The 18,573-nt window shown below is 43.1% G+C and carries 25 protein-coding genes; 7 read left to right on the plus strand and 18 right to left on the minus strand.

The window, feature by feature from the left end:
- The first annotated feature begins 215 nt into the window (after positions 1-215).
- The gene (locus RM544_RS14750; RefSeq protein ID WP_311362570.1) at positions 216-452 is read left to right on the plus strand and encodes a ribbon-helix-helix domain-containing protein; all 237 of its coding nucleotides are present in this window, start codon (positions 216-218) and stop codon (positions 450-452) included.
- Positions 439-732, plus strand: coding sequence for a type II toxin-antitoxin system RelE/ParE family toxin (locus tag RM544_RS14755; RefSeq protein ID WP_311362571.1), 294 nt, complete (start codon positions 439-441; stop codon positions 730-732). The genes RM544_RS14750 and RM544_RS14755 overlap by 14 nt, the downstream gene beginning before the upstream one ends.
- 65 nt (positions 733-797) lie before the next feature.
- On the opposite strand, the gene RM544_RS14760 is transcribed toward RM544_RS14755, so the two are convergent.
- A complete protein-coding gene (locus RM544_RS14760) occupies positions 798-1,079 on the minus strand; it encodes a type II toxin-antitoxin system RelE/ParE family toxin (RefSeq protein ID WP_311362572.1) in 282 nt (93 codons plus the stop codon).
- Positions 1,072-1,317, minus strand: coding sequence for a type II toxin-antitoxin system ParD family antitoxin (locus RM544_RS14765; protein ID WP_311362573.1), 246 nt, complete (start codon positions 1,315-1,317; stop codon positions 1,072-1,074). The genes RM544_RS14760 and RM544_RS14765 overlap by 8 nt, the downstream gene beginning before the upstream one ends.
- Before the next feature lie 114 nt (positions 1,318-1,431).
- On the opposite strand from RM544_RS14765, the gene RM544_RS14770 reads away from it, so the two are divergent.
- Positions 1,432-2,055, plus strand: a complete 624-nt coding sequence (locus tag RM544_RS14770) for a tyrosine-type recombinase/integrase (RefSeq protein ID WP_311362574.1) — start codon at positions 1,432-1,434, stop codon at positions 2,053-2,055.
- A gap of 283 nt (positions 2,056-2,338) precedes the next feature.
- Here RM544_RS14770 and RM544_RS14775 read toward each other — a convergent pair whose 3' ends face one another.
- Positions 2,339-2,935 (minus strand): glutathione S-transferase family protein, encoded by a 597-nt coding sequence (locus RM544_RS14775; protein WP_311362575.1) that lies wholly within the window; start codon positions 2,933-2,935, stop codon positions 2,339-2,341.
- The gene (locus RM544_RS14780) at positions 2,932-3,321 is read right to left on the minus strand and encodes a VOC family protein (protein ID WP_311362576.1); all 390 of its coding nucleotides are present in this window, start codon (positions 3,319-3,321) and stop codon (positions 2,932-2,934) included. Before RM544_RS14780 ends, RM544_RS14775 begins: the two co-directional genes overlap by 4 nt.
- Before the next feature lie 141 nt (positions 3,322-3,462).
- On the opposite strand from RM544_RS14780, the gene RM544_RS14785 reads away from it, so the two are divergent.
- Entirely contained in the window at positions 3,463-5,115 is a 1,653-nt protein-coding gene (locus tag RM544_RS14785; protein WP_311362577.1) for an amidase, read from the plus strand.
- A 197-nt stretch (positions 5,116-5,312) separates the two neighbouring features.
- Here the strand turns inward: RM544_RS14785 and RM544_RS14790 are convergent, their stop codons facing one another.
- From RM544_RS14790 to RM544_RS14800, 3 genes are all read right to left on the minus strand, one after another.
- Positions 5,313-5,606 (minus strand): high-potential iron-sulfur protein, encoded by a 294-nt coding sequence (locus RM544_RS14790; RefSeq protein WP_311362578.1) that lies wholly within the window; start codon positions 5,604-5,606, stop codon positions 5,313-5,315.
- A 325-nt stretch (positions 5,607-5,931) separates the two neighbouring features.
- Positions 5,932-6,603 (minus strand): flavin reductase family protein, encoded by a 672-nt coding sequence (locus RM544_RS14795; RefSeq protein WP_311362579.1) that lies wholly within the window; start codon positions 6,601-6,603, stop codon positions 5,932-5,934.
- Between the two features lies 1 nt (position 6,604).
- On the minus strand, positions 6,605-6,796 hold the full coding sequence (locus RM544_RS14800) for a zinc ribbon domain-containing protein (RefSeq protein ID WP_311362580.1): 192 nt from the start codon (positions 6,794-6,796) through the stop codon (positions 6,605-6,607).
- 120 nt (positions 6,797-6,916) lie between these two features.
- Here RM544_RS14800 and RM544_RS14805 point away from each other — a divergent pair, with 120 nt between their 5' ends.
- A complete protein-coding gene (locus tag RM544_RS14805; RefSeq protein ID WP_311362581.1) occupies positions 6,917-7,246 on the plus strand; it encodes a hypothetical protein in 330 nt (109 codons plus the stop codon).
- A 29-nt stretch (positions 7,247-7,275) separates the two neighbouring features.
- Here the strand turns inward: RM544_RS14805 and RM544_RS14810 are convergent, their stop codons facing one another.
- From RM544_RS14810 to RM544_RS14825, 4 genes are read right to left on the minus strand one after another with little or no spacing between them, the layout of a single operon-like run.
- Complete coding sequence (locus RM544_RS14810; RefSeq protein ID WP_311362582.1) at positions 7,276-7,998, minus strand: hypothetical protein; 723 nt, start codon at positions 7,996-7,998, stop codon at positions 7,276-7,278.
- 31 nt (positions 7,999-8,029) lie between these two features.
- Positions 8,030-8,434 (minus strand): hypothetical protein, encoded by a 405-nt coding sequence (locus RM544_RS14815; RefSeq protein WP_311362583.1) that lies wholly within the window; start codon positions 8,432-8,434, stop codon positions 8,030-8,032.
- 11 nt (positions 8,435-8,445) lie between these two features.
- On the minus strand, positions 8,446-9,051 hold the full coding sequence (locus RM544_RS14820; protein WP_311362584.1) for a DUF416 family protein: 606 nt from the start codon (positions 9,049-9,051) through the stop codon (positions 8,446-8,448).
- Positions 9,052-9,085: 34 nt separating this feature from the next.
- Complete coding sequence (locus tag RM544_RS14825) at positions 9,086-9,463, minus strand: VOC family protein (RefSeq protein WP_311362585.1); 378 nt, start codon at positions 9,461-9,463, stop codon at positions 9,086-9,088.
- A 156-nt stretch (positions 9,464-9,619) separates the two neighbouring features.
- On the opposite strand from RM544_RS14825, the gene RM544_RS14830 reads away from it, so the two are divergent.
- Positions 9,620-11,836: an exonuclease domain-containing protein gene (locus tag RM544_RS14830; protein ID WP_311362586.1), complete on the plus strand. Its 2,217-nt coding sequence runs from the start codon at positions 9,620-9,622 to the stop codon at positions 11,834-11,836.
- Between the two features lie 25 nt (positions 11,837-11,861).
- On the opposite strand, the gene RM544_RS14835 is transcribed toward RM544_RS14830, so the two are convergent.
- Positions 11,862-13,652: a glycoside hydrolase family 9 protein gene (locus RM544_RS14835; RefSeq protein ID WP_311362587.1), complete on the minus strand. Its 1,791-nt coding sequence runs from the start codon at positions 13,650-13,652 to the stop codon at positions 11,862-11,864.
- Between the two features lie 352 nt (positions 13,653-14,004).
- Between RM544_RS14835 and RM544_RS14840 the strand changes: the two genes are divergently transcribed.
- Complete coding sequence (locus tag RM544_RS14840; RefSeq protein ID WP_311362588.1) at positions 14,005-14,292, plus strand: TIGR03643 family protein; 288 nt, start codon at positions 14,005-14,007, stop codon at positions 14,290-14,292.
- 130 nt (positions 14,293-14,422) lie between these two features.
- Here the strand turns inward: RM544_RS14840 and RM544_RS14845 are convergent, their stop codons facing one another.
- The 6 genes from RM544_RS14845 to RM544_RS14870 all read right to left on the minus strand — a co-directional run bounded on the left by RM544_RS14845 (position 14,423) and on the right by RM544_RS14870 (position 18,433).
- Positions 14,423-15,205 carry a DUF4919 domain-containing protein gene (locus tag RM544_RS14845; RefSeq protein ID WP_311362589.1) on the minus strand — a complete coding sequence of 261 codons (783 nt, stop codon included), beginning with the start codon at positions 15,203-15,205 and terminating at the stop codon, positions 14,423-14,425.
- Positions 15,206-15,273: 68 nt separating this feature from the next.
- A complete protein-coding gene (locus RM544_RS14850) occupies positions 15,274-15,489 on the minus strand; it encodes a VF530 family protein (protein ID WP_311362653.1) in 216 nt (71 codons plus the stop codon).
- A 124-nt stretch (positions 15,490-15,613) separates the two neighbouring features.
- Positions 15,614-16,618, minus strand: coding sequence for an AgmX/PglI C-terminal domain-containing protein (locus RM544_RS14855; RefSeq protein WP_311362590.1), 1,005 nt, complete (start codon positions 16,616-16,618; stop codon positions 15,614-15,616).
- On the minus strand, positions 16,618-17,175 hold the full coding sequence (locus RM544_RS14860) for an ExbD/TolR family protein (protein WP_311362591.1): 558 nt from the start codon (positions 17,173-17,175) through the stop codon (positions 16,618-16,620). Before RM544_RS14860 ends, RM544_RS14855 begins: the two co-directional genes overlap by 1 nt.
- A complete protein-coding gene (locus tag RM544_RS14865) occupies positions 17,172-17,765 on the minus strand; it encodes an ExbD/TolR family protein (protein ID WP_311362592.1) in 594 nt (197 codons plus the stop codon). The genes RM544_RS14860 and RM544_RS14865 overlap by 4 nt, the downstream gene beginning before the upstream one ends.
- Positions 17,766-17,776: 11 nt before the next feature.
- Positions 17,777-18,433, minus strand: a complete 657-nt coding sequence (locus RM544_RS14870; protein WP_311362593.1) for a MotA/TolQ/ExbB proton channel family protein — start codon at positions 18,431-18,433, stop codon at positions 17,777-17,779.
- Positions 18,434-18,573: the final 140 nt, after the last annotated feature.

The raw sequence follows: 18,573 nt of genomic DNA on the forward strand, positions 1-18,573 counted from the left end.
ATTGCTTAATTATCAGTTTGCGAATGACTGCTTGTGGATGCAAGCAGGCCCTAATTTCCTCTTCAATATTTGCTTTATACCTGTTATCACCCAGAAAGTATCGCTTGGGTTCCCTATTTATCGTTTTTCGATCAAACAAATCTGGACTAAAGTTCAAGTGGAAAGACTAAATTGATTGGTGTAATATTGCACCACTTAAATAGGAGCAATAATATATGCCTAGGCAAAGCGTAACTCTAACTGAAAAGAACGACGAGTGGCTCAAACTGCAAGTCGATGGTGCTGGCGATTACGCTAACAAAAGTGAACTAATCAATGATTTAGTCAGACGAGCTAGACGAGCCGAATATATTAATCAAAAGTTTGACCGAGCAGAAAAAAGCGATTTTGTGTATCAATCCCCTCAAGAAATGCTTGCGGAGTTCAAACATAGCGTCAATGATGGTGACTAAGTACCGTTTAACTTCTGAAGCGAAAGAAGATTTACGGCGAATATATGTCTATGGCTATAAAGAATTTGGTGAAAAGCAAGCTGATGAGTATTTTCAAAGTTTCTTTGACGCCTTTGAAAAGATAGCAGCAACACCTCTAGCTTATCAATCAATCGACCATTTTAGGCAAGGCTATAGACGATTTCCTCATCGCGCAGATGTTATTTACTATCGTATTAATCAGGACTGGGTAGATGTTATGGCCATCCTTGGTAGTCAAGATATGGATGTCTGGCTATAGGTTGCAAACACTCAGACTATGTCTGCAACTGGATGATTCCTGTTAGTCGTTTCTTAACAGTTTGGTCATAGTTTTACTGGGTACTTGCGTATAACGCGCGTTATTTCTATGAAGTTTTCGCGCTCGATGAAATAGATGGAATACGTTTGATAAATTGTTCTGCGGTATCCTTTGCGCACGTCATCAATTCGGGCAAATTGAGCAGGATTATTAACTATTTTTGGAAATACGTTCAGTAGACCTTCATAAAACTCAAGTGCTGATTGGGTACCGAAATGAGCTTCGCCATATTTTAAAGTGTCAGCAAGGTCCATTTCTGCGGCAAGTGTTAGCCTATAGTCATGCATTTATACGGCGCTTGTCTTTAAACTCCTGCAAAATTTGTTCAGCGGACTTGGTGGAATAACCACTTTGCTCCCCCATAATTAGCGCCTCTCTGATGACATTAATGTCTTCGTTTCGACGTTGCTCTTTGCGTATTAAATCTCTCAGTAATTCGCTATCACTGGCGTATTCGCCGCTTTTCAACTGACTTTGCATCCACTCATTTTGTTTATCAGTAACAGTGATGCTCTTTTTAATCATGCCCATAATTTACTTCACAGCCTAATTGGTAGTATTAAATACTATTATACATGGCATTTGTATTGCAATCATATTCTCTAAGTTTGCTGTTTATCTGAACTCTGGAGAATACTTATGTACCCAATTGCCGTTTACAAGAAAAAAGAGCCTTGGAATAAGGGAAAGCTCGTTGGTCAAAAACTAGCTTTGAAACAAAAGCAAATATGGGCGATTCGAATCAGGTTAGAAATTTCTGGCAACATAAGGGACCTAGCATTATTTAGTCTTGGCCTAGATAGCAAACTCAGGGGCTGTGATTTAGTATCCTTGCGTGTCAGAGATATTGCGCTAGGAATGAATATTCAGTCGCGAGCTAAGATAATTCAGCAAAAAACTGGCAGACCTGTTCAATTTGAAATTACTGAGCAGACTAGAGCAGCAATAAAAGCATTGATTCAAAAAGAAGCGCTTGATAATTCCGATTATCTTTTCAAATCTCGTATAAAGGATTCACCGCATCTTTCTACTAGTCAATATAGCCGTATTGTCGATGGGTGGATAAACTCAATCGGATTAGAAGGGACGCACTATGGTACTCATACGATACGGCGAACCAAACCATCTTTGATCTACAAAAAGACTAAAAACATTAGGGCGTGTCAATTGCTCCTCGGTCATTCTAAATTAGAGAGTACAGTTCGATATCTGGGCATCGAAGTTGACGACGCATTAGAGATTTCAGAGAGCATCGATATTTAAATTTGCTGTACTCGTCAACGACGGCTTTTGGATGTTTTTTTTGTCAGTCAACTAAAACCGCAAGCAACTCATTAAATGTCGAATTGTCACTTTAAGTGCATTGTCTATAATCTTTGGCTTTGTAGTCATTCATTAGATATAAGACTTTTTCGAAAGGCTCAGCCTAACCTACCACCTTTTGCACAAAACGGATGTATGTTCACTCACTTCTCAGTTGATGTTTCCAACCTTAGAATGCAAATAGCCGTTTTTATCACTCACTGCCGTATTTTGAATTAATACTTCAAGACATAGCTGAATAATTTGGATGTGCTTCAACCCGTTTTAGCCAAGCTTGAATATTTGGATTGCTCGCTAAATCAAATCCACCCTCGTCACTCACATGCGTGTAAGCATACAAACTTATATCCGCAGTAGTCAGTTTGTCGCCAGCAAGGTATTGCGTTTTTCCCAACTGCGACTCCATCAGCCTGAGCGCTTTGTGTCCACCTGCTTGAAGTTTTTCATACTCCGCTTTGCGTTCTTCTGGCATACCCAGATACTTATTGATAAAACGGGCAACGGCGATAAAGGGTTCATGGCTGTATTGCTCAAAGAACTGCCATTGCTGAACCTGCGCAAGTGCATATGGGTCGCTTGGTAATAAGCTCGTATTGTGTGCAAGGAAATTGATAATCGCGTTCGACTCACTCAGAAACCGACCATCATCTAATTCGAGAAGGGGGATTTTCCCCGCAGCATTCTTTGCCAAATACTCTGGGGTTTTTGTGTCCCCAGCCATAATGTCTACGTGAATCCAATCGTAGGGCAAGGAGAGTAAGTCGCATGTCAGTTTAATTTTATAACAATTACCTGATTTTATATCACCGTAAATTTTCATGCTTCCTCCAAACCTAAATCTGACCACACCGCGAACTCATTACCGCTGGGCTCTAAGAAGTGAAAACGTCGTCCGCCCGGAAAAGAAAAAATAGGCTTGACGATGTCACCGCCAGATTCACTGACTTTCGCCATCGTTGACTCCAAATTATTGGAATAAAAGATGAGTAGCGCCCCGCCAGTTTCTTCACGTGTCTTCAAGTCAGCTTGATAGAAACCGCCATCTAATCCTTCATTTGAAAATGCCACATACTCCTCACCATACCAAGTAAAATCCCATGCAAAGGCTTTATTAAAAAATATGCTTGTGGCTTTTAAGTCGCGCGCTGCAAACTCGACATAATTCAACTTATCATGTTGTGGTGCAGACTCGTTTACACTTGTCATAAACTTCCCTCCATAAAAGAACCTTGATACTTGCATTTTTCGATAACAATTAATACCGTTGAGACCGGCTTAGACAGTGTAGCTTATTTGCACAAGCCTTGGCTTCACATCATTAGCTTGCTCTATAACATGGAAAATAATATGAGAAATCTAGTTCGTACCCTCAGCGCCACCGGCCTATTGATAGCACTTTCTTTCAACACCTTCGGGGCGGATGGACATGCAAAGCATGAGCAAGCAGCTTATCAAACCAGCATTAGCACCCCCGCAATATTAGATTTAAGTGCCGTAGAACAAGCGCGATTAATTGCAAAAGGAGAGTTAAGTTCTGAAACATTGGTTGCTGCTTACTTAGCACGTATCGATGCCTTAGATCGCAAGGGACCAAAAGTACAAGCAGTACTATCCTTAAACCCAAACGCGCTAGCTGAAGCCAAACAGAAAGACAAAGATCGAGCTGAAGGCAATGCTTTAGGTAAGTTACATGGTATACCCGTGCTGGTAAAAGACAACGTGGAAACCAGCGAACTGCCAACAACCGCCGGTGCGATTGTGTTAGCTAATAATATGACCGAGCGTGACGCGCCCATTATCGCCAAACTCAAAGCCGAGGGTGCGATCATTTTAGGTAAAACAAATTTATCTCAATGGGCTAACTTCCGCTCAAACGACTCGGTCAGCGGCTGGAGTGCGTTAGGTGGCCAAACAAGAAACCCGCATAGCTTGGACAGAACACCTTGCGGTTCATCATCTGGTTCAGGCGCGGCAATCGCTGCGCAATTCGCCTCCTTGGCAATTGGTACTGAAACCAACGGTTCCATTATTTGCCCAACTGCCATGAACGGCATTGCGGGTGTCAAACCGACTGTTGGCTTGTTATCTCGCACACATATCGTACCTATTTCTGTGACGCAAGACACTGCAGGACCAATGACAAGAAGTATTGAAGATGCCGCACTAATGCTGTCAGTTATGGCTGGAAGCGATCCTATGGACTCGTACACGAAAGAAGCCGACTTGCACGCTAAAGATTATTTAAACGAACTAGGGAAAACCCTCAAAGGCAAGCGAATAGGCGTATTTAAAGCCGTGCAGGGTGACCATCCAGAAATCATTGAAGCCTTTGAAAATGCTCAGCAGATCATGAAAGGCTATGGTGTTGAACTGGTTATGATTGAAGCGTTCGAAACACCCGAAGGATTCTGGGGAAAGGCACTAGATCTTTTACTGATCGAATTCAAACACGAGCTAAATGCATATTTGGCTAACAGTGCACAAGCGGTGACTACACGCACATTAGCAGATGTAATGAAGTTCAATGACAGTAGTGAAAGAGAGCTCGCTATCTTCGACCAAAGCTTGTTTGTTCAGGCAGAAGCAAAGAATGGTTATGATGACGACTATAAAGAAATCAAAGAATTCTTAAGAGTCTCAACACAAGACAATGGCATCGACAAGCTTCTGAAGGACCACAATGTAGACGCTATCATGATGCCGAGTCAAACACCGGCCTTCTTGATTGACCCCGTTTATGGTGACAGCTTTCCTGGAGGATTTGCTGGAGCGGGTTGGTTAGCCGCTATTGCGGGCTACCCTCAAGTGAGTGTTCCGATGGGCGACATGAAAGGTTTACCCATTAATTTAAGCTTCATGGGCACTGCTTGGGATGAAGCATTGCTATTAAACTTGGCCTACCACTATGAAAAAGCAAATAAAGCGATTCTCAAACCAAGTTTTGCAAATGGCGCTTATGAACATAAGCACTTTAAAGACGCTATGCGCCCAATAAAATAACAAAAAAGGGGTCAGTGTTAATTATTTTTTCGCGGTTTGTTCAGGTCCTTAATAATATAAACCTTCAAATGGCATGGATGCCATTTGGGAGCGGGCAGGATGCCGAAAAGCGTGTTTATATTATTAAGGGCCTGTGCAAATCAGAAAGAAAAAATAATTAACTCTGACCCCTTTTTTACTTTTTTAGTAAAACTATCTTATGATGGCTTTAATGCCCAAGCTGAGCAGTAGCCATTTGCATTCACAAGCTTACCTGGGAATGCACCACATGGACGCCATTCTTGACCATCTTCACCTTGAATCAATAGGCAGTTTGAACACTTCTTGCCTTCAACTTCAGACTTATGAACGTATTTAAGCGCCATAGCTGTCGGATCATCTAGTTTTAGCTTTTCTTGCGCGTTGGCATTTAATGCAACGCCACCCAATGTAAGGCCGATTAGAGTAGAGCCTGATAATTTTAAAAAGTCGCGACGATTAACGTTATTCATAATGCGTTTCCCAATTTGTAGACGAAAATAAAAATGATTCTCTTTTACACTGGCCCTTAAACGAAAAAAACTCGCCAAAAAATGACGAGTTTGCAAAGGGTGGTGCTTTTAATGTTTACCACTATTGATACTTATACCGAAAGTTTTTGGATCCATCTACAAAAACTATTCAAAAAATTAACTTTATTTGATCTAGCTTAAACTAGTATTTACTCATCGCGGCTAGATTGGTCATCCATTGGTAACTTAACCAAAATCCATACAATCACAGCAACAGCAACGATTGCAATACCGCAAACAATCAATAATTGGTCTAAATTCGGGATCATGAGTTCTCTCTAGCTTTTCCAGTTTTTATATCTAGGTGATGTAAGTTTTCATTTGGTTTTGCATAACTAAAGCGCCCCAAACGAGAAGTGGTATGATAAGAATCAAGACCTGATACAGCAACAGACTGGGCTGATTCAATATCCACATAGCCATCTTGACTGACCCACGTTTCGTTCAGAATCACTTCAACGACTTGCCCAATGACTAATTCAGTTTGATTGATTGCGAGTACCTGAATATCTTGCACCTGCATACCCAACTTGATTTGAGCTTCAAGTACATAGGGCGCTTTCACCTGTTCACTCATTTGTGGGCTTAAGCCAAGTGGTTCAAACTCACTCACATCAGAATCAAAACGGGCAGATGTATGATGCGCTTTTTCAACTAAGTCGGTGCAAATATGATTGATTGTATATTCACCGCTATCTTTAATATTTTGCAAGGTATCACGCGGTACCGAATGCGGTCGCATTATCATGCCGAGCAAGGGAGGATGGGCCCCAACATGGAAGACCGAACTCACGACAGCCAGGTTATCGATACCGTGTTTATCGGTGGTACCAATTAAGTTGCCACTTTTAAACCCTGAAAGTGAATTGATAAAATTTGCTCGCACTCGTTGCGGCATATTTTCAATGTCACTGGCGTTGAAAGCTTTTATCGTCATTTTATTCGTCATCTCGTTTGGCAATGATTTCAATACCAAAGCCGTTGTCTATTATGCTTAGCTCTATAGGTGAGCAACAAATCTGACAATCTACAATTTGCTGCTGACCCACATCATTTTGTTCGTCTATCTCTAGATCGTTATACGTCATACAGTAAGGGCACTCAAACGTGGCTGCACTGGTTAAACTCATACGAACTACCTATACAAATTTACGTGTTTGATATTACTACGAGATGAATGCGTTTTAGGACGTGCAAAAACTAAAATGTTTTTCAAAATCGTAATCGTCACATATAACGTAACTTAAAATATGGAAAATAGAAGCCGAAGCCAAACCCGCAAATATCCTCGCCGAAGTAGTTTAGGCGAATGTCCCCTGTGTCATCGACGAACGCACCTGACCTTCCATCACTTGATCCCAAAAAAGATGCATCGACGCAACTATTTCAAAAAACACTACAGCAAAGCCGAGCTAGCTCAGGGCATCGATATTTGTAGACAGTGCCACAACGGATTACATCGACGCTTCAGCGAGATGGAGTTAGCCAAACACCTCAACAGCCTCTCGCTAATACAAGATAATCCAGAGCTGACCGAATATTTTGAATGGGTAGCGAAGCAGAAAATTCAGGTTGGTTGATTGTTCTCCCTGGTCTCACGCCATGACGCTTAGGTCGTTGGTACATCAATATCAATCTTTGTCTTAGCACCGCTAACCAAGTCATAAAGAGTTGCTTCTTTTTTCTCGTCAACCATTCGGATAACAAGTAAGACATTGTGATCAACAATTTCATAATTTTCGATATCTGAAAAAACGGTGGTGACATTTCTGCCGTCATAATCACTCGCCAATAGATCGATACTATCTTTGCGGTTCAGTTGCTTGTCTTTATTCGTATCGTCTTTCACAACGGTAAAGAGGTGTTTATCTAACTTGAATTGGCGATTGTAAGAGTCAATGTCTACCGTATCGTTAAGAAAAGTGTAATCGAGAATCAGGGAATTTTTGTCGAGTAAGGTTCTTTTATAACTGGCGCCTGTGAATAAGAAATTAACAGTTTCTAGATCCTCATAACCTCCGAAGCTGTTACTCATCATAGCTAACGGTTTTCTTAAATTGCTGACTTCTTTATCTTCTCTTGCGAGCCTGTTTGAACTTACCCTGAAAAGGAACACATCCTTATATTTGTTAACGAAACTTGTTTGGAGCTCGATAGGATATTCTTCCAATTCAGTTTCATCGACAAGTGCTATTGAATTGTGTTTTTGATAATCACTTTTGAAGATTTCTTTGGCGAGTTGATAGGCAAAAAAACCGACTATAATGATTAGCCCAGTAAATAATAGATATTGATTGGCTGTTTTAACGAAGTTGTTGATGCCATTTTTCATATATAATTAATCCCTTAATTCAGACATTGCCTTACAAGAGTGTAAACCCCTGCGGTGCTTTGGGTTGCTCGAAACGGTAGAGATTGACGTAAATGACAGCCGGTTTTTTCTGGCCCTCATAGGTAAGCTCATAACGATCTAGTAAACCACCACCGAGAGGCAAAGATGCATCCTCAAATTCACAACAGCTGCCTAGGCGCTCGACCTTCACCTTCTGCCCTTGTGGCCCAAGTAAGCTACTGAAGTACTCAAAGTGTGCACCCTCGTATTTTGTTCCTCGCATAAAGCCACCCAGTTCAACCGGCTTTGATTCAATATAACCATATTGAGGATCTGTTGAGCTTGTCGAGAGATCACCTGTAAATTGGCTATTATTAGCCGTCGAGCTGCAACCATAAGTTAAAAATATCACTAAAACGGTGAGTAAATTCTTCATGCTAATCCTTGTTAATTTTCTTCGTCCAACCTGAAATCAAATTGTTCTTGTTTGTCTTTCTTTACTGCTAACACTTTATCTACAAATTCAACCGGGTCTAAGCTACCTTTTATTCCTTTCAGAAGCTCCACATGCAAGCGCATTTCTTTTTGATAAATGTTATGTGACTCTATTGCAGCGATCGACGGTTCCATTCTTGAATCTTTATCTAATAGCTCTTGGATTCGAACATCAGCTATTTCTAAACAGCGATCTAGTACCAACTGTGTCAATTGTATTTCCTTCGATTCGAGCTGCTCAACCATATAATAATGAGCAATGGCAGCGACCTGCGCGAGAGTTGCTTCAACCGAACCAAAATCATCAGAATCGGGAATTTCAACTTCAAGTGATGCACTCTGCCCTTTGTAATCCGTATTAACGCCTTTCAACCAATTGTAAACAGCCGTTCTCGCGTTTCTCAGTTTATCTGGATTTCCCCAAGTTTCGGCTCTACTAAAACGGTCATAATAGCTACCGACACGATGGCAACATATTAGAGAGAGTACGATCGCTTGCTTTAGACTAAACTCTTTTAGCGCGCTACGAACGGCACTCTCATAAATATTAGTATCCAACCTTAAGGCCCGATTGTACTAATAACAGCCAAAATTAAGGCTTAAAAAGCGCACAAACTTTGTTTCCCGCCGGATCGCGTAAATAGGCTAGATACAGGTCGACTTTGCCATTATTACGCAAACCCGGAGCATCTTCACAGGCTGTCCCGCCGTTCTCTAAACCGGCTTGATACCAAGCGTCCACTTCATCGGTTGATTTTGCCGCAAATCCATATGTACTGCCATTTGCGTGAGTCGCAGGCTGGCCATCAATGGGTTTTGTTACTGAGAAAACACCGGTTTTTTCGTACCAAAAACAACGGCCTTTATCATCAATGACACCTGGCTTGCAGCCAAGCACAGCGAAGATTGCGTCGTAAAATTTCTTTGATTCTTGAATGTCGTTTGCACCCAACATGATATGACTAAACATGAGCTTCCTTTGCGTATTCGTTTAAAGAAATGTTAGTAAAGCATACATTTGTAACGATTGTGAAGCATGCATTTATAGCATCCAAATCAGCACTGTATATTTACACAGTTATTTAGTATGCTTTGCGGCATAGAAACATTTAGCTTTTTGGATAACGTGCGCGACTTACCAACCTACTATTATCACACCCACTTTCATGAATTCTTGAAATTTGTGACAGGCCCATGTGCCTCATTATTAGATGAAGAGGATCAAACGTTCATCCAGCGCTTTCAAGCGCTCAGCAAAGACCAACAATGTTTAATCATTCGGTTCGTTAATCGTAAGTCGATATTTATTAAACCGAGTACGTACGTGTATGATGAAATCGATAACATTGATGATAATTTTTATCAGCTTTTTCAGGACAAATGGTTCAGACCTATTCAACGCAAGCATGCAGCGGAGTTTGTCGAGCATTTAACAAAAGCAGACATTCTTAGCCTATTGGAAGAAATCAATGTGTTGCTGGAAGAAGCCATCGAATATAAGAAATCGGCGCCGAAGTCGACGCTTGTCGATGTCTTGTTATCGGAAGTTAGCGCCGAACAAATTTGTGACAGCAGTATTGCTAGCGATTATTGGGAGGGCAATTTTGAGAGGCCCATTCATTACTTTTTATACCTCTATTTTGGTAATTTTCACGCAAAACTAAACCAGTTTTCTATGCGAGATTTAGGCGTCATGCGTACGCGTAAAGAACAAGCTCAGGTTTTAGCGCGTTTCGACAGCATAGACAGCGCAAAGAGTGCATTTAACCTGCACTTTCAACTCAACGACGTGCGCATTGCTTTGGCGAATTTCAAACACTCACCACCAAACGATCAAGTTCAAGGTCAAAAACATCAAGACGAGCACAAGGCTTATATCTTGGAGCAGCTATCCACTATGTGCTCTCCGATGGGTGACAAGGCCACAGAATTACATCAACGACTACAATTGTTACTTGCCAATGATCTACTGTCTTTCGATGCAACACATGCACTCGATGTTTTAGAAAATATTGGTTCGAGTGCAGCCAGCGAGAAATGGATCCGCGAAGCGTATAAACAGGGTCACACCGAGGCCGTGGAAGCAAGGTTAGAAAGTATTATCCAAGCACCTTTGTGTGAAGATCTCTTAGCCTTTGCAGAAGATTTCCTTGCTCGAAAGTATCATAAAAAGCGCACCAGCGTGTTGACCGATATGTTGCGCGACAACTCCCAAACGATCGCGATTGACGAAATTCATAAAGGCGCGGTTGAGCGCGGCGTCGTGGCCTATTATGAGCAACGTGACATCCTGGCTCTTCGCACCGAAAACGAAATATGGCGGGCATTATTTGGCTTGTATTTTTGGTATGAAATATACGAACTCGATGGCTTGGGCTTAAGCAATGAGTTCGACCATGTGCCCACTTCATTAAAGTCTAATCAGTTCTATGATTTGGCCAAGGAACATATTGAAACCCGCATCAACAACACCCACACCAAAGCTAGCTTATTTCAGCAACTCAGCTTTGTGGCAACCAAGCACTATGGCGAAGGAAACATTGTTTTCCGCTGGCGTAAGAACATTTTAGAACGACTGAATTTACTGATAAAACACAGCGAACTATCACAGCTCTTGTCACTGCTGCGTTGTATGACACAGGACTGGCAAAATTTAAGCGATGGTTTTCCTGATTTAATGTTAATAGAAAACGATAAATTACGTTTTGAAGAAGTAAAATCCGAAGGCGATCAATTGCGTCGTAATCAGTTATTGAGCATTCAGAAGCTGCAAGCGCTTAACTTTGATGTGCGCATCACGAATGTCGTGTGGACCTTTGACCCTATGCAGACCTACGTAGTGGTCGATATAGAAACTACGGGCGGGCGAGCTCAACATCACAGAATTACCGAAGTTGGCATGGTGAAAGTGAGTGGTGGTGAAGTGATTGCTGAATGGCAATCGTTGATCAATCCACAGCGACGCATTCCCGCCAATATCACTTCTCTCACCGGTATTGATAACGAACTAGTTGCCAATGCACCGCTATTTGCAGAAGTCGCAGACGATATAGACGAGTTTACTAAAGACTGTGTATTCGTAGCGCACAACGTTAACTTTGACTACGGCTTCATAAAGGCCGAATTTGAAAGGTTAGAGCGTCGTTTTCGACGTCCAAAATTGTGCACTGTTAGAGAGATGCGGAAATACTATAAGGGTTTACCTTCATACTCATTGGCAAACTTAACTAAGCATTTTGAGATTGATATGCAACGCCATCACCGAGCAATGTCCGATGCCGTAGCAGCAAGCGAACTACTGAGCTTAATCAATGAGAAGCGAGTAGGCTACCAAATCGATTAAGGCTCAGCGTTTGCAGGCGCTTTACTTATTGGCCTGTATGTAAAGCAGCTAATGAATAGACCATCGGTGCATTCCAATTGATAGTCACTTCGTTAGTTGAGTAACTGCACCAATCATCCAAGTAGCTCAAAGCTGGTAAAGGCGATGGATAATTACAGTTGTCTTGCTGACCAGGCTGAGGCCCACCAGCAACAAACCCTGGTACCGGTTCAGAAACAGTGTCAGCAAATGACGGTCGATGATGAATATCCATTGGCGTTTTGCTACCAAAACCCGTCATGAAGGAATAGTCTGTTGGGTTTCTACCCAATACGTAATCCACTAGGCCAACCGCAGCATTTTTATATGCCATATTGTCGCTTAGCTCATAGGCAAACAGCAAGACCATGCTTTTGTTTAACGCAACAGCGTTACTGCCCCACACAAAGTCTTCCTCTTGCATGGCAACACCATAAGCTGAAGTTTCATATTGAGCAACAATGCTGTCTGCTAAAGCGATATAAGACGCTTGAAAGGTATTGAAATCGCTCTGCTCAATCAACATCTTACCGGCCGATAGCATTGATATATAGCCTAAGGTAGCTGTTTCAGGCCACGCTGGTGTGTTTGGTTGAGCACTTTGACGGCTGCTCATCGCTTTGAAGCTAGTCAGATATTGCTGGTCTTGCGTTAACAAAAACAGTTCCGCGGCAGCCCATAAACGCTCGTCGTCAAAGTTACCGTCACCATATTCTCCAGTCGAGACATCGCTGGGCTGATTATAGGCCACGTTCGGATTGCTTTGTGCCCAAGTCCATGCACTTTCTGCTGCACTTTGGTAGCTTTGTGCAACACTCTGATATTCTGGTATGTCCGCATATATACGACTGGCTGAAGCCATAACGGCAGCAAAATTTAAAGCAGCACTTGTTCCTTTTTGCACTACGTAACGCTGTGCAGTGGAAAGGTGTGGCATTTGCGTGCCAGAAAAGTTGAGTGTGGTGAGCTTGTGATAAACACCACCATCATTGGGGTCTTGCATGGCCATCATCCAATCCAAGTTCCACTTTATTTCTTCTAGTATGTCTGGGATCGAATTACCCGATTCAGGAATGTTTACATCGCGGTTCTGATAGAAACTCGTGAAATGCTCATAAGCAGCCATAAGTGTGTATGTTGAAATACCGCTGTTCACAATATATTTATTGTAATCCCCTGCGTCATACCATCCTTTTGGCGCACTGATCACGGTTCCTTCTGGCCGATTAGCATCAGCAGCCGAGCTGTGGACCAACACATTTGTATCAGGATGACCTGCAGGACGCGCCCAATCAGCAGCGTAAGCGCCGTCGAGGGCAAAACTGGCACGGTTGAAGTAATACGCTTTCAGCGCAGCATCGTGGGCACTAAGAAATACGTCACTACCAATTACAACTGTAGCATCTGTCTCGACACCTGCTACGCGCAGTGCATATTCACCAGGAGTAGTCAGTGAAGAAAAGTCGGCGAGTTGCACTGTATCGTTTGCGACAGACCAAGTACGTTCTACTGCTAAGTCACCGCTCATCACTACCGTGTTTGTGCTCATATCAACAAGCTCGAAGTTCGTGCTATTGGTAGCAGGGATCACTGCTTCTTTGACGCTATCAGGCAAGAAACCCAACTGATTCACTTTGATCAATTCACTGGTTTCAGGACTTGGAGCTGGTTGTGGAGGTGGTGTAGTTGGCATATCTGGTGAAGAATTTCCTGCACCGCCACCACTTCCACACGCGCCAATTAGAAGCGCACTCGCCACAACCATACTTGTCATCGTCTGTTTAAAAACTGTTTTCATTTTCCACTGCCCTATAAATCGCCAGACGCCATTAAAACCAATAATGTAAACGATTACAATAACAAAATTTAACAAAGCCTTAACAAGAATTGTTTTTTCGTAAACTATGCAAAACAGCAAAAAGGGGGTCAGAGTTAATTTAAAAAGGGGTCAGAGTTAGTTTTTTGTGGTTTGTTCAGGTCCTGAACAATGTAAACCTTCAAACGGCATAAATGCCGTTTGGGAGCGGGCAGGATGCCGTACAGCGTGTTTACATTGTTGAGGACCTGTTCGAACAGAAAGAAAAAATTAACTCTGACCCCTTTTTAAATTAACTCTGACCCCCTTTTTAGTTTTTTGCGTATAGGAAAGCATGAAAACAAGTGTCAGAAACAAAGTAAAATTACTCAGCGAAGATGAGACCTCGCGTATTATCGAAATGGCGTGGGAAGATCGCACGCCATTTGAGGCGATAGAGCGCTTATTTGGCGTGTCTGAGCCAGAAGTGATTGAAATCATGCGCAGCAATATAAAGCGTAAAACCTTTAATAATTGGCGGGCTAGAGTGAGCGGACGTAAAACCAAGCATATTAAGCTCCGCAGCCCCGATGTGAGCAGAGGGTATTGTTCTACTCAGTATAAGCCTGTGCGTAAACGATAGAGTGGGGTTCCCGCCTACGCGGGAATGACATCTGTGTGGGAATGACGCGTATCGGTTGGGTTTCCGCCTGCGCGGGAATGACATATCTGTGGGAATGACATATGTGCGGGAATAACGCGTACCTACCGCCTTAGCGGGCTTCTAGATCGTCTAGGATCCCGCGCCTAAACTGCGCTGTGACATCAAAATACCATGTTGCTTCTTCACCCGTTTCGGGGTTTTCAACACTAATGGCATCCATCGGGCGTTCTTGATGATAAACCAACGACTGGCCAGTCACGATAAAACCATGCATTTGCACAAAGGCGTATAAATCGTTACTGCTGGTGATATAAAACGCTGTGGCCGGCGAGCGCCCATCACCCGAGCGCCACACCGCATCGATGAACCCATCTAACAGCTGATTGTGAAACTCGCCCTGCGCTTGTTGACCTTGTTCATAATGGCACACCATCGCGCCATAGTGGCCTGTTAAGCTCGTGAAGTTCTCATTCAAAATAATATCAGTGGCACGCAAACAGGCATCCCATTGTTTGCTTTCCATGTGCTCGAAAGCGACCAGCTTTTGGGTTTGTTCCGCACTTGCGTAGGGATTGTAATTTGAGGTGAGGGGATATACTCGGGTAATCGCATCATAATCTCCATTGCTCGCCTGGCCCGATCTGAATTTAGCCACGAGCGCACGATAGTCAGCATCTGCTTTTGCATAATTGAGAATTTGTTTTTTTGCAGCTTCTTGTTGCTGCTTGGCCAATGCCGCTTTCTCTGCATCTACCTTACTCTGGGCCTGATTGCTCGTTTGAGCAGTGCCTTTTGTGGAAGGCGTACTTCCGCATGCAGATACGAAAATAGAAAAACAAACGATGAAGCACAAGGAAAAAAGGTGACGGGGTGAAAATGTGCGTCTGTGCATCTTGCGGGTCCTGGATAGCCATGTCATGACTTAACTGTGCAATGAATTGACCCAAAGATCAACTGTCGCTAATAGCTCTCAGGACGATATTTCTTATGGAAAGTCTTCAAATATAAACGTTCTACTTTGTCTCTCGCCCACGGCGTACGGCGCAAGAATTTCAAACTACTTTTCACTGAAGGGTCAGACTTAAAGCAATTGATGTTGATACGATAAGCAAGCCCTTCCCAACCGTATTCAGCCTCTAGTTTTTCTACAATTACTTGTAACTTAACGCCATGCAGTGGGTTGTTCGCTTGTTGATTTTGCTGTGCTGCTGGCTCACTCGCAGTGTCTGCTGATGAGTCATTAGGTGAGGAAGAGGGCGAAGCATTTGCTTCGCCCTTTAAGCTATTATCGTTCATAATTCTAAAATGGTAAGAAATTGAACGAGTATTCTAACTCAGTTTTGGTAACGTTTTGAACACCAAAGTTAATAAGACCAATACGTCCAATGAGTTTCTCCACCAGTTCAGGTGCATCCAGCTCACTGTTAACTAACTTCACTTCTGACAATGAACCATCCGGCTCAATTACCAAACGCACGGTTAGCTTACCCTCAATAGAAGGGTCTTGACGCAAGGCACGACGATACAAGGAATATACTGCACCTTTGTTGGCGTCGAGTATTTGCCTGATACTATCGAGATCACGACTACCAATAATTTGCTGCTCTTCTTCAATACGCTTGGTCGCCAATGACGCCTCACCTATTTCAGCTGCCACAAATTCAGTATTACGACGCCCCTCAAGTTCACCCGCAGCGCCAACGTCGGAGCTCAAACTTCCCAGCGCAATACCGCCACTGGTTTTATTAGTTTCACGACCTAGAATCTTGCGTTGCGTGCTTTCTTGTTGACCACCGCCTTGAGTTTGCTGTGTATTCGCCAAATTATTTAAGTTGGCGGCATCACGCATACTGGCAAGTTGATCTTGCAAGGCGAGTACACCTTTGCTTTTCGCCGTTTCACGCGCCTCTTTCGTTTTCTCTTCTAAAGTCGGCTCTTTTGGCTTCGGCTTAGGTTTGGGCTTCGGCTCTGGCTTAGGCTCAGGTTTTGGTTCTGGCTTCGGCTCTGGCTTTGGCTCTTCCTTTGGTTTTTCAGGTTCAGGCTCTGGTTTAGGCTCTGGCTCAATCACCTTCGGTGGCGGAGGTGGTTCCTTCGCTTTAATTACCTTAGCTAATTGCGGTGGCAGTTTTTCACGCTCCGCTCGCGGTATCTCAGGTAACTCTGTTATTTGCACAAACACCGCAATTGCTAGCGTGAGCAATAGCAACACGATCGTTATTTTGGTGAATGCTGCATTTTCCCTTGAACTGCTTTCCCAAGGGAGCTCTGAATGAAAATAAACCTTACTGTAGTTCGCGCTGCTCATTATCCACCACCCTGACTTGCGTCATCAACTGGTGCAGCCACATCACTATTTGATTCAAGCTGGTTCTCTACCGCCAAGGCGATATTGGTATAACCGGCTTCAGCGCTGGTTTGCATGATTTTCTTTAAGATCTCGTAAGGAACCGATTTATCGCCCATGATAGTAATCGATAAGCCCGGATCTTCTGCATCAGGATCATCACTATCTACTGGCGCAGCAACGGTACGCGAAGCTTGATACAACAACTCCGTTTTCAGCGCATCAATCGTATATTCGCGCTGCTCGTACAAATCATTGGTCTTCGCTAATGACTTACCTTGCAACAGAATGTCTTGCGCAGTGATCATCAACAACAGCGTTTCTTTTGCTGGTGTTTTTACTGTTGATTTTGGTAGTTCAACAGAGTTATCACGTTGCAATACTTGCACATCTGAAGCATTTAGCATTAGAAAGAAAACGAGTACCGTAAAAACATCCATCAGCGATACTAGACTCAACTTTGCTGTGCGACTTTTATTGGCGCGAGCCATGCGTTTAGCGCGTGCTGATTGCTTCATTGTGCACCTCCCGCATTTTTAAGTTCATAGCGAGCTGGTGCTTCTGCTAAAGAGACTTCTGGAAACAACTCTGCGTCGACTACCGATACTGCAACAACGGCCTTGTAGGAGCGTGTCGCGTCAATCAAGCTAATAATCGTTTGATAGTCAGTTTCGTCCGGTAGCATTAACACAATGTCTTTCTTGTCGATAGACTGTGCTAATAGCGTTTGTTTCACTAGTTTAAGTTGTGTTTGCAGCCCTTTATAATCGTGCTGCATAACAGGTTCTGTGCCAGTTGGAGCAGGCGCTTCACCTTCTTCAGGCACGGCGGGTATTTTCGGCACACTACGTACCAAATAGCCTTGCGGGAAGAAAATATTTAATGCGTCATCGGTCACAAGAATTTCTAAGCTTTGATTTTCAATTGGCTCATCGTCGGCAGCAAGTGCCTCAATGCCCGGTAATTGAAGTTCAACAACCGTAATTCTCGAAAACACCATCATCATTAATAAGACAGGCACCAGTACGATCATCAAATTCATGAACGAGGTGATGTCTAATTCAGCGTCTTCTTTCTTGGCGTTACGCCCGTGGCGTCGTCCAATCATGAGAATGCTTCCTACTGGTCAGTCGTACGTGTTTTTGGCGCTAGGTTTTCTTTAGCAATGAGTGTGTTCAAGCACTTCACGCCAGCCATCTCCATACTTTCTACGATTTCAGTCGTTTTCGTTTGTAACAATGAATGAAGTAGTAATAGAGGAATTGCAGCAATCAAACCGTAAGCCGTTGTGTTCATCGCAACAGAGATACTTTGCGACAATAAGCTCGCTTTTTCTGATGGATCAGCGTTTGCGACGGCCGAGAATGCAGCAATCAGACCGATGATAGTACCTAACAAGCCCAACAAGGTTGAGATGTTGGCTAGCATGCCCAAATATTGTGTACGTTTTTCAAGGCGAGGAACAGTTTCCATCAAGCCTTCTTCCATTGCGTATTCTATGTCTTCACGACGAGGGCTTACACCTAAACGTGTGATGCCGGCACCAATAACGCGTGCAATGGGTGCAGTGCTATTTTGAGTGATTTGAATAATCTTGTCGAAGTTCTGGCTAGCAAGTAAAGGCTCCAGCTCTTTAAACGCTTTTTTATTCGTGCGACGGGCAGAACCCAAGAACCAATAACGCTCTAAAGCGATTGCTAAACCAATAGCTAGAACGATAGAGATAGGGAACATAAACGAACCCCCTTCTTGGAAAAAGCGTACGATGGTATCCATGATATCCTCTCAAAATGTAGTGATCAGTTGTTTATCAAGCCTCAATCGTTCTTATGAACACTGCATTTTGAAGGCTTGGTGAAGTTATGCAATTTTGACTACTGACAGTGTATGTGAATACGCTTTGAACTTATGTATTC

The organism is Brumicola blandensis (assembly GCF_031846165.1).
GTDB classification, from domain to species: Bacteria; Pseudomonadota; Gammaproteobacteria; order Enterobacterales; family Alteromonadaceae; genus Glaciecola; species Glaciecola blandensis.

Excerpts from the sequence above, each read along its gene's own strand:
- RM544_RS14855 (WP_311362590.1), bottom strand. The coding sequence starts at position 16,618 with ATGAGCAGCGCGAACTACAGTAAGGTTTATTTTCATTCAGAGCTCCCT.
- RM544_RS14825 (WP_311362585.1), bottom strand. The coding sequence starts at position 9,463 with ATGTTTAGTCATATCATGTTGGGTGCAAACGACATTCAAGAATCAAAG.
- RM544_RS14785 (WP_311362577.1), top strand. The coding sequence starts at position 3,463 with ATGAGAAATCTAGTTCGTACCCTCAGCGCCACCGGCCTATTGATAGCA.
- RM544_RS14790 (WP_311362578.1), bottom strand. The coding sequence starts at position 5,606 with ATGAATAACGTTAATCGTCGCGACTTTTTAAAATTATCAGGCTCTACT.
- RM544_RS14755 (WP_311362571.1), top strand. The coding sequence starts at position 439 with ATGATGGTGACTAAGTACCGTTTAACTTCTGAAGCGAAAGAAGATTTA.
- RM544_RS14845 (WP_311362589.1), bottom strand. The coding sequence starts at position 15,205 with ATGCACAGACGCACATTTTCACCCCGTCACCTTTTTTCCTTGTGCTTC.
- RM544_RS14750 (WP_311362570.1), top strand. The coding sequence starts at position 216 with ATGCCTAGGCAAAGCGTAACTCTAACTGAAAAGAACGACGAGTGGCTC.
- RM544_RS14815 (WP_311362583.1), bottom strand. The coding sequence starts at position 8,434 with ATGAAGAATTTACTCACCGTTTTAGTGATATTTTTAACTTATGGTTGC.
- RM544_RS14795 (WP_311362579.1), bottom strand. The coding sequence starts at position 6,603 with ATGACGATAAAAGCTTTCAACGCCAGTGACATTGAAAATATGCCGCAA.
- RM544_RS14870 (WP_311362593.1), bottom strand. The coding sequence starts at position 18,433 with ATGGATACCATCGTACGCTTTTTCCAAGAAGGGGGTTCGTTTATGTTC.
- RM544_RS14865 (WP_311362592.1), bottom strand. The coding sequence starts at position 17,765 with ATGATTGGACGACGCCACGGGCGTAACGCCAAGAAAGAAGACGCTGAA.
- RM544_RS14860 (WP_311362591.1), bottom strand. The coding sequence starts at position 17,175 with ATGAAGCAATCAGCACGCGCTAAACGCATGGCTCGCGCCAATAAAAGT.
- RM544_RS14840 (WP_311362588.1), top strand. The coding sequence starts at position 14,005 with ATGAAAACAAGTGTCAGAAACAAAGTAAAATTACTCAGCGAAGATGAG.
- RM544_RS14800 (WP_311362580.1), bottom strand. The coding sequence starts at position 6,796 with ATGAGTTTAACCAGTGCAGCCACGTTTGAGTGCCCTTACTGTATGACG.
- RM544_RS14775 (WP_311362575.1), bottom strand. The coding sequence starts at position 2,935 with ATGAAAATTTACGGTGATATAAAATCAGGTAATTGTTATAAAATTAAA.
- RM544_RS14765 (WP_311362573.1), bottom strand. The coding sequence starts at position 1,317 with ATGATTAAAAAGAGCATCACTGTTACTGATAAACAAAATGAGTGGATG.
- RM544_RS14805 (WP_311362581.1), top strand. The coding sequence starts at position 6,917 with ATGGAAAATAGAAGCCGAAGCCAAACCCGCAAATATCCTCGCCGAAGT.
- RM544_RS14835 (WP_311362587.1), bottom strand. The coding sequence starts at position 13,652 with ATGAAAACAGTTTTTAAACAGACGATGACAAGTATGGTTGTGGCGAGT.
- RM544_RS14770 (WP_311362574.1), top strand. The coding sequence starts at position 1,432 with ATGTACCCAATTGCCGTTTACAAGAAAAAAGAGCCTTGGAATAAGGGA.
- RM544_RS14780 (WP_311362576.1), bottom strand. The coding sequence starts at position 3,321 with ATGACAAGTGTAAACGAGTCTGCACCACAACATGATAAGTTGAATTAT.
- RM544_RS14810 (WP_311362582.1), bottom strand. The coding sequence starts at position 7,998 with ATGAAAAATGGCATCAACAACTTCGTTAAAACAGCCAATCAATATCTA.
- RM544_RS14760 (WP_311362572.1), bottom strand. The coding sequence starts at position 1,079 with ATGCATGACTATAGGCTAACACTTGCCGCAGAAATGGACCTTGCTGAC.